The sequence below is a fragment of the Dolichospermum sp. FACHB-1091 genome (assembly GCF_014697585.1).
GTDB lineage: Bacteria > Cyanobacteriota > Cyanobacteriia > Cyanobacteriales > Nostocaceae > Dolichospermum.
Genome location: NZ_JACJSB010000001.1, coordinates 224,304 through 240,805 on the forward strand (window position 1 = coordinate 224,304; position 16,502 = coordinate 240,805).

General features: G+C 38.6%; 16 protein-coding genes and 1 pseudogene. 12 read left to right on the forward strand and 5 right to left on the reverse strand.

The genetic code is table 11. From position 1 onward, the window contains the following. Positions 1-645: 645 nt before the first annotated feature. On the forward strand, positions 646-1,230 hold the full coding sequence (locus H6G25_RS00985) for a hypothetical protein (RefSeq protein ID WP_242034853.1): 585 nt from the start codon (positions 646-648) through the stop codon (positions 1,228-1,230). A 1-nt stretch (position 1,231) separates the two neighbouring features. Here the strand turns inward: H6G25_RS00985 and H6G25_RS00990 are convergent. Next, positions 1,232-1,306, reverse strand: a pseudogene (locus H6G25_RS00990) (precorrin-6B methylase); the annotation flags it as partial. 114 nt (positions 1,307-1,420) lie between these two features. Between H6G25_RS00990 and H6G25_RS00995 the strand changes: the two are divergent. Then, positions 1,421-2,818, forward strand: coding sequence for a serine/threonine-protein kinase (locus tag H6G25_RS00995; RefSeq protein ID WP_190390886.1), 1,398 nt, complete (start codon positions 1,421-1,423; stop codon positions 2,816-2,818). Positions 2,819-3,096: 278 nt separating this feature from the next. Here the strand turns inward: H6G25_RS00995 and cphA are convergent, their stop codons facing one another. Further along, entirely contained in the window at positions 3,097-5,808 is a 2,712-nt protein-coding gene (gene cphA, locus H6G25_RS01000; RefSeq protein WP_190390915.1) for a cyanophycin synthetase, read from the reverse strand. 167 nt (positions 5,809-5,975) lie between these two features. After that, positions 5,976-6,839 (reverse strand): cyanophycinase, encoded by an 864-nt coding sequence (locus H6G25_RS01005; protein ID WP_028090521.1) that lies wholly within the window; start codon positions 6,837-6,839, stop codon positions 5,976-5,978. Positions 6,840-7,390: 551 nt separating this feature from the next. On the opposite strand from H6G25_RS01005, the gene trmD reads away from it, so the two are divergent. The 8 genes from trmD to argH all read left to right on the forward strand — a co-directional run bounded on the left by trmD (position 7,391) and on the right by argH (position 14,465). Then, entirely contained in the window at positions 7,391-8,113 is a 723-nt protein-coding gene (trmD, locus tag H6G25_RS01010; protein ID WP_190390887.1) for a tRNA (guanosine(37)-N1)-methyltransferase TrmD, read from the forward strand. 34 nt (positions 8,114-8,147) lie between these two features. Continuing rightward, on the forward strand, positions 8,148-8,630 hold the full coding sequence (gene ispF, locus H6G25_RS01015) for a 2-C-methyl-D-erythritol 2,4-cyclodiphosphate synthase (RefSeq protein WP_190390888.1): 483 nt from the start codon (positions 8,148-8,150) through the stop codon (positions 8,628-8,630). A 104-nt stretch (positions 8,631-8,734) separates the two neighbouring features. After that, positions 8,735-9,220, forward strand: coding sequence for a hypothetical protein (locus H6G25_RS01020; RefSeq protein WP_190390889.1), 486 nt, complete (start codon positions 8,735-8,737; stop codon positions 9,218-9,220). Between the two features lie 40 nt (positions 9,221-9,260). Further along, on the forward strand, positions 9,261-9,890 hold the full coding sequence (locus tag H6G25_RS01025; RefSeq protein ID WP_028090525.1) for a PIN domain-containing protein: 630 nt from the start codon (positions 9,261-9,263) through the stop codon (positions 9,888-9,890). Between the two features lie 25 nt (positions 9,891-9,915). Further along, positions 9,916-11,700, forward strand: coding sequence for an ABC transporter substrate-binding protein (locus tag H6G25_RS01030; protein ID WP_190390890.1), 1,785 nt, complete (start codon positions 9,916-9,918; stop codon positions 11,698-11,700). A gap of 57 nt (positions 11,701-11,757) precedes the next feature. Then, the gene (gene larB, locus H6G25_RS01035; protein WP_190390891.1) at positions 11,758-12,543 is read left to right on the forward strand and encodes a nickel pincer cofactor biosynthesis protein LarB; all 786 of its coding nucleotides are present in this window, start codon (positions 11,758-11,760) and stop codon (positions 12,541-12,543) included. A 100-nt stretch (positions 12,544-12,643) separates the two neighbouring features. Beyond that, a complete protein-coding gene (locus H6G25_RS01040) occupies positions 12,644-12,856 on the forward strand; it encodes a hypothetical protein (protein WP_190390892.1) in 213 nt (70 codons plus the stop codon). Between the two features lie 220 nt (positions 12,857-13,076). Next, on the forward strand, positions 13,077-14,465 hold the full coding sequence (argH, locus tag H6G25_RS01045; RefSeq protein WP_190390893.1) for an argininosuccinate lyase: 1,389 nt from the start codon (positions 13,077-13,079) through the stop codon (positions 14,463-14,465). On the opposite strand, the gene H6G25_RS01050 is transcribed toward argH, so the two are convergent. Further along, the gene (locus H6G25_RS01050; protein ID WP_190390894.1) at positions 14,452-14,586 is read right to left on the reverse strand and encodes an alpha/beta hydrolase; all 135 of its coding nucleotides are present in this window, start codon (positions 14,584-14,586) and stop codon (positions 14,452-14,454) included. The two genes, argH and H6G25_RS01050, sit on opposite strands and share 14 nt — an antisense overlap. Positions 14,587-14,654: 68 nt before the next feature. Continuing rightward, positions 14,655-14,828: a hypothetical protein gene (locus H6G25_RS01055; RefSeq protein ID WP_165790207.1), complete on the reverse strand. Its 174-nt coding sequence runs from the start codon at positions 14,826-14,828 to the stop codon at positions 14,655-14,657. Between the two features lie 246 nt (positions 14,829-15,074). Here H6G25_RS01055 and H6G25_RS01060 point away from each other — a divergent pair, with 246 nt between their 5' ends. Next, positions 15,075-15,569 carry an NUDIX hydrolase gene (locus H6G25_RS01060; protein WP_190390895.1) on the forward strand — a complete coding sequence of 165 codons (495 nt, stop codon included), beginning with the start codon at positions 15,075-15,077 and terminating at the stop codon, positions 15,567-15,569. Positions 15,570-15,659: 90 nt separating this feature from the next. After that, positions 15,660-16,469, forward strand: a complete 810-nt coding sequence (locus tag H6G25_RS01065) for an alpha/beta hydrolase (protein WP_190390896.1) — start codon at positions 15,660-15,662, stop codon at positions 16,467-16,469. Positions 16,470-16,502: the final 33 nt, after the last annotated feature.

Sequence of the window (16,502 nt, forward strand, 5' to 3'; positions counted from 1 at the left end):
CTTTTTCCAATTTGGATAAGGTATTAGACATCTTTGCAAAACAGTCTCAAACCCTTAACTTATCTAGCTGAAAACCTAATTTCCGGAGAAGTCCATTGAATAATATACTTGATTTTCAGATTTTCAGCCTCTCCCCGTTGCGGACAGAGGTTTGGGGAGGGGTTGAAAATTATTGGTTAAGTAGGTGAAGGGAAAAAACCGAAATATATAACAAAAAGTAAAGTTGCCCAAAACCTCTTTTCTGTTCCCTGTTCCCTCACTATAAAGACAATTTTTAATGCCAACCTACTTACGAGAGAGTTTAACAAGGCTAAAATGCTTATAAAACAAGGATTTTTATCTACGTATTTTCTCACGATTGGGGTAGTATTGCTATATTTTGTTGGGTTTCGTTCCTCAACCCAATTTACAACTCTAAATAATCGCATCTGACGCACCAGTTGATGATTTTTTTTGTCAGAATTTGTAGGGTGAGTCAGATATTGAAAATCTGTTCATTATTACTAAATAATTGCATCTGACGCACTGACTGATGATTTTTTTGTCAGAATCAGAATTTTCGGGATTTGCAGGGTAATATTGTCCGCAATGTGTCAAGATACTATTGAAGCATGATCTAGGTTCTACCCTATCCAGTCCTAAATTATGGATGAACAGCGTCTACAGGCATATTATCAGCTAATTCAACAACTACTTAGTTGTCCCAATGGTGAAGAAGCGGCTATATTACAAGCTAACACCGAATTACTCGATGTTGGTTTTTTACAAGCGGTGGTAGGGGTAGCAGAGACCTTTACCCAACAGGGAGAGGAAAATACTGCTAACTGGTTGCTGTCCTTAGCTTCTCAACTGAGTGAAGAGTTAAATATACCCCTAACTCCAGCACCAGAAACGCCGCTTAATGAAGCAGATATTGATACCTATTTACAATTTTTATTAGAAGTATTACAAGCCACCGCAGAAAGTGAATATAGTCCCCAGGTAGTTTACCCTTTACTGGCTGCAAATACGGATAAACTTAATCTCACCTTTGTTAAATTATTACAGATTTGGGCAACAAATACACTAGAAGAAGCAGAACCAGACGCAAAACAATTTTTCGCTGAAGTGATAGGTAACTTTAGCAATTTGATACGGCAATTTCCTTTAGGTAACAAAGCCAATAATATGGAAATTGCTATTACTGGTTATGACATAGTTTCCTCAGTGTATACCAGCCCTACTTCCTGATGGGAATACCTGGTAAATGCTCAAATAATTCATCGGGAATCCCTGGAGTAATATAAGGCCAAAGTGGGGAAGGCATAAGCAATTAAAAATTAAAATTAACAATTAATTTAACAATTAAATAAAAATCAGGAATGGGGAAGATTATTTTGGTATTTATGCTCATGAGTGACACAAGGATACTTTAATGATCATGAATAGGGAAATATTAGCCAATCGCTACGAGATTCAACAACAGTTAGGCAAAAAAGCTGGTAGAAGCACTTTCCTAGCTACTGATGTAGTAACTGGAAAATCGGTAATTGTCAAGTTACTTGCTTTTGGTGGTGATTTTGAATGGGATGATCTGAAATTATTTGAAAGGGAAGCCCAAACTTTAAAATCTTTATCACATCCTTTTATTCCTGCATACTTAGACTATTTTGAGGTTAATTCCCCTACATATAAAGGATTTGCCCTGGTCCAGACTTATATCCCAGCCCAAACCCTAGAACAATATTTACAAACTGGGAGAAAATTTACAGAAGTTGAAGTCCAAGAAATTGCCAAAGCACTTTTAGAAATTCTTATATATTTACATAACTTAAATCCGCCAGTTATCCATCGTGATATTAAGCCTAGTAATATTTTATTAGGAGAACGTTCTGGTAATAGCGTCGGTTCAGTTTATTTAGTAGATTTTGGTTCAGTTCAGACTGTTCTAGCAGCAGAAGGAGGGACAAGAACGATTGTCGGAACCTATGGTTATATGCCACAAGAACAGTTTGGAGGCCGCACAGTTCCCGCTTCTGACCTTTATAGCTTAGGATGCACAATAATTTATTTGGTGACGGGGACTCACCCAGCAGATTTACCCCAAAAGGATTTTTGCATTGAGTTTGAGCAATTTGCTAATATTAGTCCCTATTTTACTAATTGGTTGCAGAAAATCACAGAACCGAGTTTAGAAAAGCGTTTCTCTTCTGCAACTCAAGCGCTAATAGCTTTAAAACAGGGAGAGGGAGAATATACCGAAATTACAGCTTTAGCTGTTGGTAAACCAGCAGGTAGTAAAGTTCAACTTACAAAAAATGAAGATTTTTTAGAAATTACCATCCCCCCTACTGGCTTTAAACCCTCGATGGTATTTATAGGTTTTTTTGCCACATTTTGGAATTTATTTATATTAGTTTGGACTATTGGCGCTCTTTCTGCTCCTTTTCCCGCCAATATTCCCTTTGCTTTGTTTTCATTACCTTTTTGGGGTGCTGGTTTTTCGATGATATGTAATGGCATATTATACCCTTTATTTGGCAGCGTGAAAGTACGTATAGATAAAGAACAAATTACTTTTAATGCTTGGTTAGGAAAATGGAAAATTCGTCGTCGTTCAGCTTCTAGAGCAAGTATTAATAAACTGATTTATACACCACAATATTTTACTAAAAATTCAGATGGAGATAGAAGCTTACAACCAGCAAAATTAGAAATTTGGGCGGGCGTGGAAAAATTTGAGTTTAATCTTGATACTCTCCAATCTGAAGCAGAATTAGAATGGTTAGCTAAGGAATTAAGTGATTGGTTGGGTATAGGACTCTCTGAGGTAAGATAATATTGAAGCCTCATCCAAATGCTACAGGACTTACGCAAAAAGAACCGAAAGTAGGGGTAATTCATGAATTACCCCTACGCAAGAATAAGGTGTTCAGCCACATCTTACGTAAGTCCTATGCTACCCCGATTAATTTTCAGCATTATTGCCACTTTTGTATTTATCGGCTGAGGTTGGTTAATTACTAAACGTAAATAACATGAATTACAGCTAAAATTAACCCCCAGACTGAAATTATAAATTAGTCCGGGGGGAATTTACAAACAAGATAAAGTTCACTAAATCGGCGTATTGACCACAGAAGAAGGTGCTACCCCCCCTGAAAGTTTTGTCTGGGAATCATTGCTAATTGAGTTTTGTAGTGGTATTTCATCATCTATCACACCACGCAACTTAATTAATTTGATCGCCCGGTTAACACTTTCTGGTAAAATTACCACCAAACTACCATCGGTAGCCATATCTAAGGCTTTGTTAATGGCTTGAGTTTCGTCTAGAATTGATTCAAAGCGACTATTAGGCTTAACCTCATTAATACCCTTAGTAATCAAATCCGAGGCTGAACCCCGTGGCCGTCCTCTGGTATCATCATCTTCCTTAACAATAATATAGTCAAAGATATCCGCCGATAACTTACCCAGCATAACAAAATCTTCGTCACGGCGATCGCCAGGACCCCCAACCACACCAATACGCTGTCCTGTTGTCCAGTTGCGAACAAATGAACCCAAAGCCTCATAACTAGCCGCATTATGGGCATAATCAACTAAAGCGTGGTATTTACCCAAATTAAACAAATTCATGCGTCCTGGGGTTTGACTTACAGAAGCGCGGAAACTTCTTAAACCAGCACGAATTTGCTCAATTGTGACATCTTGGACAAAAGCCGCCAAACTTGCAGCTAAAGCATTAGCAATCATAAATGGCGCTCTTGCGCCCATTGTCAAGGGGATATTTTCCGCTCTTTCAATGCGGTGTGTCCAATCACCTTTAACAATTGACAGATAATCATGTTCATAGACTGCGGCTACTCCTCCCTTTTGGATATGCTTTCGCACCAGTTCCGAATCGGGATTCATGGTAAAATAAGCCACATTGGCCTTAGTTTTTTCTGCCATAGCCGCAACCCGTGGATCATCAGCATTGAGTACGGTATAACCATCAGGGAATACAGCTTCAGCAACTACGCTTTTAAGATGGGCTAATTGCTCTATAGTATCTATATCACCGATACCCAGATGATCCGCAGATACATTTAATACTACACCCACATTAGCATTATCAAAACCGAGTCCAGAGCGGAGAATACCACCACGAGCAGATTCTAATACCGCCACTTCTACGGTAGGATCTTGGAGGATAACATGAGCGCTTTGAGGACCCGTATTATCCCCTGATTCTACCAAGAAATCACCGATGTAAGTACCGTCTGTGGTAGTATAACCAACTACTTTACCTGTTTGCTTATAAATGTGTGCCAATAGGCGGGTAGTAGTGGTTTTGCCATTTGTGCCAGTGACTGAGAGAATGGGAACACGGCTGGCTTGATCATTGGGGAATAGCATATTAATCACAGCACCAGCGACATTACGGGGTATACCCACGCTAGGAGCGACGTGCATTCGGAAACCAGGGGCCGCATTAACTTCGACAATCACACCATCTAATTCTCTCAAAGGACGGCTAATATCAGAAGTGACAATATCTATACCAGCAACATCTAAACCGATGATTCGGACTACCCGCTGTGCTAACCAAACGTTTTCTGGGTGAATTTCGTCCGTACGGTCTACAGCGCTACCACCCGTGCTTAGATTTGCCGTTGCCCGTAGATAACAAATTGCTCCTGATGGAGGCACGCTATTGATAGTATAACCTTGTCTTTCTAGTAGCTGGTAGCTGCTGCGGTCTAGTTCAATTTTAGTGAGGACATTATCATGGCCTTCACCGCGCTTAGGATCTTGGTTAGTTTCTTCAATGAGTTCTAGAATAGTAGATTTGCCATTACCCAGGACATGGGCTGGTATTCTTTCTGCTACAGCGACTACTTTGCCATTTACTACTAATACCCTATGGTCGCGGCCAAGATAATACCGCTCGACAATGATTGAGTTAGAAACTTGTCTAGCCATTTCGTAGGCCGCTTCTGCGTCTTTCCAGTTTCTGATATCAATGGTGATACCACGGCCATGATTACCATCTAAAGGCTTAATAACGATTGGATAACCGCCAACATATTCAATAGCTTCTTCCAAATCGTCAAAGAAATTGATGACTGTACCTCTAGGAACTGGTATACCATTAGCATAGAGAATACGCTTAGTAGCCTCTTTATCACAAGCTAATTCTACACCGAGAATGCCTGTGTTATTGGTCATTGTGGCCTGAATCCGTTTTTGATGGATACCATAGCCCAACTGAATCAGAAACCTTGCTGGTAAAGGCATCCAAGGAATGCCTTTTTTCTCAGCTTCTTTAATAATGGCTTCTGTTGACGGTCCAAGAGTTGCATCGCGCCAAAAGTCTTTTAAGTCTTGGATATCTTGCTCTAACTCGGCTTTCGGATAACGGCCTCGGTCAATAATGCTTTGACATAGCCTTACTGCTGCCCGTGCTGCGTAACGACCCGCTTCTTCATTTAGGTACTCAATCACTACCTGGTAAATCCCAGGTGTGGCAGTTTCACGGGTGCGACCGAAACCTACGTGCATTCCCGCCAATTCCTGGAGTTCCAAGGCTACGTGTTCCACTATATGACCCATCATAGTGCCTTCTCGCACCCGCATTAGAAAACCACCACGACAGCCGGGGGAACAATAGTGACCCTCTAAACTTGGCAGCGCCTCTACTAATCCTTCATAAAAGTCAGTTATTTCATTAGAGGGAGTTTCGGCAATATTCTCTAAGTCGAGGCGCATAACTATCAGTTTGTGCCGTCTAATACTCCAGTAGTTTGGGCCGCGTAAGGTTTGGATCTTGAGGATTCTCATGGGAATAGGTAGATGGAGATTCGGAACCAAAATTCTAGTTTCTGACTGGAATTGACCGCTAAACTGTTCATTCTGAACAGTTTTTCTAGTGAGATCATATCTAAATCTGGGGACAGGAAGAAATCAAGTCGCGGTCAAGCCAGTGTCACTTTAGATACTCTATCCCGTTAGCTAGAGATGCGATGCACAGCAGGTAAAACAGTACGTTGGTAAAGATGGAACCGATCTCCGTAACTGAGGATATGTAGTCGTAAATTATGTACAGTCAAGGGTTCATTAGCACTAACATTAGGTTCATTGGTATGGGTTAGTTCTGTTGGATCAACAATAGTAACACTACCTTTACCCATAACTTGCAACCAACCATCCCGTTCAAACACAGCACAAGTATCTTCATCAATACCAATGCCTAAGCGATCAGGGTGAGAGGCGATAGCACTTACAAGTCTGCCCATGCGATTCCGGTTATGGAAATGCTGGTCAACTACCACTTCAGGAATAAATCCTAAACCGGTTGCCATGTCCACCAGGGAACGATTGGGTGTTTCACCACTCCCACCACCAGCGATCATGTGATGACCCATTACGGCTGCTCCAGCGCTTGTACCTGCTAGAGTCAGTTGTCCGGCTCTCACCCGTTGGCGGATAATTTCCATGGCTGGGGTATCGGAGAGGACTCCACAAAGGCGCAGTTGGTCTCCTCCTGTCAAGAAGACACCACTACAGGCTTCGAGGGATGCTTTAATCTCAGGATTTTCGCATTGTTCCCGTTCACGAATGTCTAAAATTTCCACCTTTTCCGCACCCATTTCTTCAAAAATGCGGATATACCTACCACCAATAATGGCAGGCTCCCGGGAGGCTGATGGAATTATTGTAATATACGCCTTGTTACCGCCAGCACGAATAAAAAAAGTTCTCAGAATTTCTCGTCCATGAACCTTATCTTCTGCGCCTCCGATAACCATAACGGCGGTTTTAGTTGCTTGGGGTGTCCTCATTTCCAGCGATTTAACTTCTAACTGCGGCATTGTGTTTCTGCTTGAGGGAGTCAACAACTTCAGGTTAATTGAACAAGGTTGGGTACTTGTTAATTTTCGCCTTTTGCTTGGTGTGAGAGGACACGGCTTGACTTACATGAGGCTTCAACTATGACATCATGTCCGTCTTTCTCATAGCCAGTGCCATTGTTTTTTACCTATCTACGACTTCTATAGGGCTTTTATAGTCCTCATACAACTACAATTCCTTTCTAGATTTAGGTTTTAGTAGGTTTTGACACTCTTACTTCTGATAGCGTAGCCATGGCTGGCTGGATGCATCCCGGAAGTTGTTAACATTAGTGGGATTATTAACTTAAATTTAGTGGTGACAATATTTAAACACAATTTAAACACAAATCCAGTGATTAGAAAAACTTTTAATTTTACCAAAGAACTAAAAGTTATGGTACTTTTAGATACTATTGGTAGATTTTTTCTTGATTTTAGCTATTTCTATGGCTTAGGCCAGTCTAGGCTATGAGTTATTGTGTTTGTTCAGTATCTACCACTAATATTAGTTCTATCGAATACGAATTACTGTGCGTTTTGATATAGTTACACTTTTTCCTGACTGTTTTACTTCAATTCTCCATTCTGGTTTATTGGGTAAGGCTTTAGCTAAACAGATTGCTCAGGTGCATCTGACTAACCCCAGAGATTTTACCACGGATAAACACCACAAGGTAGATGATGAACCCTACGGCGGTGGGGTGGGAATGTTAATGAAGCCAGAACCTATTTTTGCTGCGGTGGAGTCTTTGCCAATTCTGCCCCGTCGAGATGTGATTTTCATGAGTCCCCAAGGACAAACGATTAACCAGCCCTTGCTGCGCGAATTAGCCACGAATTACGACCAATTAGTTATCATCTGTGGTCACTATGAAGGAGTAGATGAAAGGGTACTAAATTTAGTGACTCGTGAGGTGTCTTTAGGAGATTTTATCCTGACTGGGGGTGAAATTCCTTCTATGGCTTTGATTAATGGTGTGATGCGTCTGTTACCGGGAACTGTGGGTAAGGAGGAATCTCTCAAAACTGAGAGTTTTGAAGAAAGTTTGTTAGATTTTCCCCAGTATACCCGTCCTGCTAATTTTCGCGGTTGGAAAGTTCCAGATGTGTTACTAAGTGGTAATCATGGTAAAATAGCCCGTTGGCGTTTTCAACAACAAGTTGAACGTACTGCTTTACGTCGTCCCGATTTACTGAAAAAATGGCAAGAAGAGAGGGAACAGGGAACAGGTAACGGGGAGAAGATTCCCTAACTAACAACTAACTACTGACAACGGACAACTAACTATGAACATCAGAATTGGTAATGGCTATGATATACACAGATTGGTGAGCGATCGCCATTTAATTTTGGGCGGTATTCATATTCCCCATGAACTCGGTTTGTTAGGACACAGTGATGCTGATGTCCTCACTCATGCCATCATGGACGCAATGCTAGGAGCATTATCTTTAGGAGATATAGGCCATTATTTCCCCCCCACAGATCCCCAATGGAAAGGTGCTGATAGTCTTGTATTATTAAAACAGGTCAATCAGCTAATTCTTGATCAAGGTTGGAAAATCGGCAATATTGATTCTGTTGTGGTTGCTGAACGTCCCAAATTAAAACCTCATATTTCTAAAATGCGGGATAAATTAGCAGCAGTTTTAGCAGTAGAACCAAATCAAATTGGTGTCAAGGCTACCACTAATGAGAAATTGGGACCGACGGGACGGGAAGAAGGGATTTGTGCTTATGCAGTGGTTTTGTTGGTGGCTGGTGATTGAATTTTAGGCATTTATCTAATAAAACCATTCACTCATCATTGGCATTAAAATCAATGCTTGAAAACGAAAAATATATGCTTATTAATTGAGGAGAAAATCATACTATGCTAAATCAAAACTTAGGAGATGTAGATATTCCCGATTTAATCGCTTTAGATAAACATGGAAACAGCATTCTGGTTGGTAAAATTAGAGGTTTTCCTTTTAAGTACCCACATAAACATATAGCAGATGATCTTTGGCGAATGATTGAAAACTGGCAAACCTCAGTAAGAAACAAAGTTGAATTTGCTATGTTTGTTGATTTAGAAGATATTCTTATCTTTAAATGGAATGGTCACAAATTTTCAGAAATTATCAATTTTAATACAAATGAGGTTTTTAATCATTACGATTCAAGCTTCGGTAAAAAAAGGATATTTAGTCTGTATCTTACAGGACTTACGGAAGGCTGGATTCGTGATTTAGCTTATCATTGGAAATCAGAAACACCACCGAAATTTAAAGAAATTGCTGAAATTGGTTTGTTGCAGCTTTTAGAAGATGGAGATACTACAACCCTTAGTAAAGGGATGCCTTTAAACAGTTGATAACTAATATAAATAACTTGCTATATCAAGGTGAATTAAAGTGATTATACTTTACATTGAAACTAATTTTTTGATGGCTGTTGCTAAAGGACAAGATTTAAAAGCAGTAGATTTATTGCAAGATATTCCTTCATCAATTCGTATAGTTATACCAGATATTTGTTATATTGAATCTCTGACTACATACAAAATAGATAAAAGAAAACGCTTAGATTTTCAAGAAGAAATGGATAAACAGATTAAGGAATTAAACCGTGATAAAACATCCGATTATGCTAGATTATTTATGGGTAATTTAGGTGAAGCGCGTATAAATAATGAACTATTGATTAATGATATTCAAGATAGACTTTTCACTACTATTGATCAGCTTCTGAATAATTCAGAATTAATAAATTTAAATAAAAGTTTAATTCAGAATATTGCAGAAACAACTATTTTTCAAACAGAAGCATGGTTAGTTAAAAATGATATTATGGATAATATAATATTACAATCTATCTTAGATCATGCCCAATTATATCCTCAAGAAGATAAAGCATTTATTAGTAATAACAGTAAAGACTTTGGTAAACCTGAAGTTCAATATGCTTTACGCAATGCTGGAATTAGGTATTTTACAATAACCCAGCATTTTCTCGACTGGTTTAACTCTCGTTCATTAACTTAAAAATAATTATTTAATTACCGAAACTATGACATTAACTAAAACAATACTCAATTCCACCAAACGCTTTTTATTACTAATAACAATCATTGCTTTTACAGCAATGACAATTACCGCTTGTAGTCCAACCAAATTAAAAACTAGCACCGCTAAAGTACCCCAATTAGTAACTAGTATTCTTAGTGATCCAAAAACATTTAATGCTGCGCTGAGTTCCGAATCACCAAATATTTTTGGTTACACTTATGAGGGATTATTAACTCAAAATCCCATTAACGGTAAAATAGAAGGAACATTAGCCGAATCTTGGGAAATATCAGAAGATAAAACGAAAATTACCTTTACTATGCGCGAAGGTTTAAAATGGTCAGACGGAGAACCATTAACAGTTGATGATGTCGTCTTTACCTACAATGATATTTATCTAAATCAAAACATACCCACAGACACTAGAGATGTTTTAAGAGTGGGAAAAGATCGCAAATTACCAACAGTTAGAAAAATAGATAATAAAAGAGTAGAATTTAGTGTACCTGAACCATTTAGACCTTTTTTACTGAGTACAGGAGCGCCTATTTTACCTGCTCATATCTTAGAAAAATCAGTCAAAACCAAAAATAAAGATGGTAAACTAGAGTTTTTAAGTAAATGGGGTGTGGATACTCCTCCTGAAGAACTGATTGTTAATGGTCCTTACAAACTGGAAAGATATGATACAAGTCAACGGATAATTTTTCGTCGTAACCCCTATTATTGGCGTAAAGATGTTCAAGGTAAATCCCAACCATATATTGAACGGATAATTTGGCAAATTGTCGAATCAACTGATACTGCTTTACTTCAATTTCGCTCTGGAGATTTAGATGCTATTGGGGTTTCTCCTGATTATTTTTCTCTATTAAAAGTTCAAGAAAAACAAGGTAACTTTAAAATATATAATGGTGGTCTAAGTTCTGCTACTTCCTTTATATCTTTTAATTTAAATAAGGGAAAAAGAGATGGTAAACCCTTAGTTGATCCTATTAAATCTAAATGGTTTAATAATGTCCAATTTCGTCAAGCTGTAGCCTATGCTATTGATAGACAAACCATGTTAAACAATACTTTTCGTGGTTTAGGTAAACCTCAAAATTCTCCTATTTATGTTCAAAGTCCTTATTTTTTACCACCAGAAAAAGGCTTGAAGGTTTACACATATAATCCCGATAAAGCTAAACAATTACTACTACAGGCCGGATTCAAATATAATGACAAAAATCTCTTACTAGATGATCAAGGTAATGAGGTGAGATTTACATTATTAACAAATGCTGGGAATAAAATTCGGGAATCAATGGGTTCACAAATTAAACAAGATTTAAGTAAAATCGGTATTCAAGTAGATTTTGCACCTCTGGCTTGGAATGCTTTTATAGCCAAACTTTCTAATACTTTAGATTGGGATGCTTGTTTAATAGGCTTAACAGGGGGTTTAGAACCAAATGATGGTGCAAATGTGTGGTCACCTGAAGGAGGTTTACATATGTTTAATCAGAAACCTCAAGCCGGACAGAAACCAATTGAAGGGAGAGAAGTTACACCTTGGGAAATTAAAATTAATGATCTTTATATTCAAGGAGCGCAAGAATTTGATGAAGAGAAAGTTAAAGAAATTTATTGGGAAAGTCAACAATTAACCCAGGAATATTTACCTTTTATTTATTTGGTTAATTCCTACGCTATGTCCGCAATTCGGAACCGGTTTCAAGGTATCCAATTTTCTGCTCTTGGTGGTGCTTTTTGGAATATTCATGAAATTAAAGTTACGAAATAGTTAACTGTTGACTGAATAAGAGAACTCCAAAATCCAAAATCCAAAATCCAAAATCCCATGACTCAACCCGAAAATTTGCGATCGCTCTTAGAAGCTGTCGCCAATGGTAAAATAACCCCAGAGATAGCCTTCGACTCCCTCAAAGATTTAGCCTATCAATCTGTAGGTGAGTTTGCTAAAATAGACCACCACCGTCAATTAAGAACCGGTTTCCCGGAGGTAATTTGGGGGCCTGGTAAAACACCGGAACAAATTGCTCAAATTATGGAGGTCATGCGACATCGGACTTCTGTAGTAATGGCTACTCGTATAGAACCTCAAGTATATTCCGCAATTCAAAAAAAAGTTAGAGGTATACAATATTATGAACAAGCTCGAATCTGTGCCATTGTTCCCTCGGTAATTGAAGTCAAATTTCCTGGTAAAATTGGCATTCTTTCCGCCGGTACTGCTGATTTAGCCGTTGCTGAAGAAGCGGCTGTCACCGCAGAACTTTCTGGTTTTTCTGTACAGCGTCTTTGGGATGTAGGTGTAGCAGGAATACACCGATTACTAAGTAACCGTCACTTGTTAGAATCAGCGTCAGTATTAATTGTTGTAGCGGGTATGGAAGGCGCTTTACCTAGTGTAGTAGCTGGTTTGACGGATTGTCCAGTGATTGCTGTTCCTACTAGTATTGGTTATGGTGCGAGTTTTTCCGGTTTAGCACCTTTATTAACAATGCTCAATTCTTGCGCTGCTGGTATAGGTGTGGTAAATATAGATAATGGCTTTGGTGCAGCGGTTTTAGCGGGACAAATTTTAAGAACTTCAGAAAAATTACGCTTGACAGCAGAAACATAGTTAGATAAGAAGGTAAAATAGAATATAATTGCCGTATTTTCTACTTCATTAGCTACTTTTACTATTTAATAGAATTTGTCAAGATTTTGCTTACAGTATTATGAAAAACCTGAACGATTTACTATTGCCATTTATAGGCAATTTACACCAACATATCACTTTTCTGGCTAATTACAGTAATATTAAAGACCCAGACATTTTGGAGCAAATGCGACTTGGTTGGAATCACTTTGTCACAACTGGGCAAGTTTGGGCGTTGTTTATTGGTGTAGTTGTTGGTTATCTGTTCAAAAGTTTAAATAGTTTCGGCTAAATAGATTTTAGATTTTGAATTGATTTTAGGAAAAATGTCTCACAGTGTTTTCAAGGTTGCAAGCAAATATAATTTGATACTAAATAGGCAAAGTCAGCTTGCGTATATTAACAAAAAAACAAGGGTTTAAAACCCATAAAGATGTATTCTCTATGTGTAAAGGCGGTTTCTACTGCCTGTTTTGTAGTGTCTACTATCACATTCTCCTCTATTCAGATTTATGACCGAAAAACAAACTTGGAGTCAGCGGTTCGAGTCCGCGCTACATCCGGCGATCGCTCGTTTTAATGCCAGTATAGGTTTTGATATCGAACTGATCAAATATGACATTACTGGTTCTCAAGCCCATGCTAAAATGTTAGCTCACACTGGGATAATTTCCTATGAAGAAGGGGAAATACTATTTACAGGTTTAGAACAAATTCGTCAAGAATACGACCAGGGACAATTTCAGCCCGGTATTGACTCCGAAGATGTGCATTTTGCTGTAGAAAAGCGACTAACGGAAATCGTCGGGAATGTCGGTAAAAAACTACATACAGCCCGTTCTCGCAATGATCAAGTAGGTACTGATACTAGATTATATCTTCGTGATCAAATTCGGAAAATTCGCCAGCAATTGCGGGAGTTTCAAGGGGTTATACTTGATATAGCCGAAAAAAATGTAGAAACGCTGATTCCTGGTTATACCCACCTGCAACGGGCTCAACCCGTGAGTTTAGCACATCATTTACTAGCATACTTTCAGATGGCACAACGGGACTGGGAAAGGTTAGCAGACGTTTATAGCCGAGTGAATATCTCCCCTTTGGGTTGTGGTGCTTTAGCGGGAACAACTTTTCCTATTGACCGCCACTATACAGCAAAATTATTGCATTTTGATCGCGTTTATGCTAATAGCTTAGATGGAGTGAGCGATCGAGATTTCGCCATAGAATTTCTCTGTGCTGCTAGTATAATCATGGTTCACCTCAGCCGTCTTTCGGAAGAAGTAATTTTGTGGGCTTCGGAAGAATTTCGTTTTGTCACTCTCAAAGATAGCTGTGCCACAGGTTCTAGCATTATGCCCCAAAAGAAAAACCCCGACGTACCAGAATTAGTCAGAGGGAAAACGGGGCGGGTATTTGGTCATTTACAAGCCATGTTAGTGATTATGAAGGGTTTACCACTGGCTTATAATAAAGACCTACAGGAGGATAAAGAAGGTATCTTTGACAGCGTGAACACAGTTAAAGCCTGTTTAGAGGCGATGACAATTTTACTGCAAGAAGGTTTAGAATTTCGTCATCAGCGATTAGCAACAGCGGTGACAGAGGATTTTGCTAATGCTACAGATGTAGCAGATTATCTTGCAGCCCGTGGTGTACCCTTTCGAGAAGCTTATAATATTGTCGGTAAAGTCGTGAAAACCAGTATTGCTGCCGGTAAACTACTTAAAGATTTGCACTTAGAAGAGTGGCAAGAAATTCATCCTGCCTTTGCAGCGGATATTTATGAAGCCATAGCCCCTCGTCAAGTTGTTGCAGCCCGCAATAGCTATGGAGGCACAGGCTTTGTTCAAGTTAGAGAGGCTATTATTAATGCCCGGACTCAACTCAGCGGAAAATAATTTTTAATTCAGGGAGTGGGTAATGGGTAATGGGTAATTGGTAATTGGTAATTGGTAATTGGTAATTGGTAATTGGTAATTCACCTTTTACAACGGACAACTGACAACGGACAACTGACATAAATAAGGGTGTACTAGTGTACACCCCAAAAATTCAAAATATGAAAGAGTAAAATTTAACCAGATACATTAATCAGCAGCATCCATTGCTGCTGCCCCTGTGCCTTCGTCCTCTTCACTCTTGGGCGATCTTTGCTGGAATCTTCTGCCCATTCTCCCTGTAGTAGTCCGTTTACGAAACTTTCTGGCGTAGGCCTGGTTTCGTAGCGCCTTCTCTTTCTTCGGGTTACGGCGCTTTGCCATATTCACCTCATGAATAAACAACAAAAAATTGGCATCTAGGCATGACTTAGGCCATATTAGCTACCGATATTATTGATATACTTTTTTAGCCTAGTGCTGCAATCAATACACTTTGAATAGCATACCATTATATCTTACTAAAAATCCTGATGTCAAGCTAAATTTGGGTAGGTAATTAGGTAATAGGTAGAATAGGTAGTTCTGGGCTGGTTTGATGTTGTAATATAAGATGAGGAAATTTTGACCTTGAACATTCTTATTTTTTTTACGTCAATGATTCAGTCCCCACGTAGCTTATGGCACTTTGGGCAAACTATACTGGGTATTATATTTCGCCATCCAATTACGGGTACAAGCATTATCCCTATTTTACCTGATGGTCAAATTGTGTTAATTAGAAGAAAGGATGATGGTTGTTGGTCATTACCGGGTGGTATGGTGGATTGGGGAGAAGATGTTCCCCATGCAGTCCGTCGGGAGTTAATGGAGGAAACAGGGCTAGAATTAGTCAAAATTGGCCGTTTAGTAGGAGTTTACTCCTCACCAGATCGTGATCCTCGTATTCATTCTATCTGTATTGCTGTGGAAGCCGAAGTCGCAGGAAAAATGACCATCAAAGATAGTTTAGAAGTTATGGAAATTCAGGCTTTTCCCCTTAGTTCTCTACCACAACCAGATATGTCTCATGATCATTCTCGTCAGTTACAAGACTATTTAAGTGGCTTAACAACTCTTGCGTAAAAGATGGAAAATTGAAGATTTTGGATTTGAAAATTAAATCCAAAGTCTATTAATTAGAAATTACAAAAATGAGTAAATGAGTAAAGTAAAATGAATATTTTATTTCGCAACTCCCGCAGAAAACTTTCTCAAGGGGTATTATTTTGGCGTGAGGTTGGTAATGGAATACCTGTGGTTTTTCTGCATGGTGCATGGAATGATGGTAGTGAATGGGTATCAACAATGGAATTACTGGCTGAGGGTATCCACTGCTTTGCACTAGATTTATTAGGTTTTGGTGAATCAGCTAATCCCGATATTCACCATTCTATAGATTTACAAGTGGAGTGTTTAGCTGATTTTTTGGAGGCTTTAAAATTAGAGAAAGTCTATTTAGTTGGTAATTCTTTAGGAGGTTGGATTGCTGCTAGTTATGCTTTAAAATATCCAGAACAAATATATGGTTTGATACTATTAGCACCAGAGGGTGTAGCAGCAGAAGGACAAAAACAGTATTGGGAAAAAAGACGGCGCTTATTTAATCTTTCACCATTGATAATTAAATTTTTACGCTTAATCACTCCCTTAATTAAATTAATTGGTTGGGAAGAAAAAATCACTAAGGATTTAGAATTAAGAAAAACTTTGTTAGATTACCCTACAGCCTCTCACTTACTTTTTAACCGCAAAACTCCAGAAATAGAAGCAGAATTTTTAGAAAAACACTTACCTAATATGAAAGTACCCTGTTTAATTTTGCAAGGTAGTCAAGATACCACAGTTGCTATATCTAGAAGTAATACTTATGCTCAACTAATTCCTAATGTTAAGTTACATAATATTACCCATGGAGAAAGTAATTTACCGGAATCTCGTCCTGGAGTTGTGGCCGAAGCTATTTGGTATTTTATCAATCAGTAAATTAATCTAAGGACAAATTTTTAAATGATTAAA

Coding starts and splice junctions, on each gene's coding strand:
- ispF (WP_190390888.1), top strand. CDS start 8,148: ATGAACATCAGAATTGGTAATGGCTATGATATACACAGATTGGTGAGC.
- H6G25_RS01030 (WP_190390890.1), top strand. CDS start 9,916: ATGACATTAACTAAAACAATACTCAATTCCACCAAACGCTTTTTATTA.
- larB (WP_190390891.1), top strand. CDS start 11,758: ATGACTCAACCCGAAAATTTGCGATCGCTCTTAGAAGCTGTCGCCAAT.
- H6G25_RS01040 (WP_190390892.1), top strand. CDS start 12,644: ATGAAAAACCTGAACGATTTACTATTGCCATTTATAGGCAATTTACAC.
- argH (WP_190390893.1), top strand. CDS start 13,077: ATGACCGAAAAACAAACTTGGAGTCAGCGGTTCGAGTCCGCGCTACAT.
- cphA (WP_190390915.1), bottom strand. CDS start 5,808: ATGAGAATCCTCAAGATCCAAACCTTACGCGGCCCAAACTACTGGAGT.
- H6G25_RS00995 (WP_190390886.1), top strand. CDS start 1,421: ATGAATAGGGAAATATTAGCCAATCGCTACGAGATTCAACAACAGTTA.
- H6G25_RS01020 (WP_190390889.1), top strand. CDS start 8,735: ATGCTAAATCAAAACTTAGGAGATGTAGATATTCCCGATTTAATCGCT.
- H6G25_RS01055 (WP_165790207.1), bottom strand. CDS start 14,828: ATGGCAAAGCGCCGTAACCCGAAGAAAGAGAAGGCGCTACGAAACCAG.
- H6G25_RS00985 (WP_242034853.1), top strand. CDS start 646: ATGGATGAACAGCGTCTACAGGCATATTATCAGCTAATTCAACAACTA.
- H6G25_RS01050 (WP_190390894.1), bottom strand. CDS start 14,586: ATGTCAGTTGTCCGTTGTCAGTTGTCCGTTGTAAAAGGTGAATTACCA.
- H6G25_RS01065 (WP_190390896.1), top strand. CDS start 15,660: ATGAATATTTTATTTCGCAACTCCCGCAGAAAACTTTCTCAAGGGGTA.
- H6G25_RS01005 (WP_028090521.1), bottom strand. CDS start 6,839: ATGCCGCAGTTAGAAGTTAAATCGCTGGAAATGAGGACACCCCAAGCA.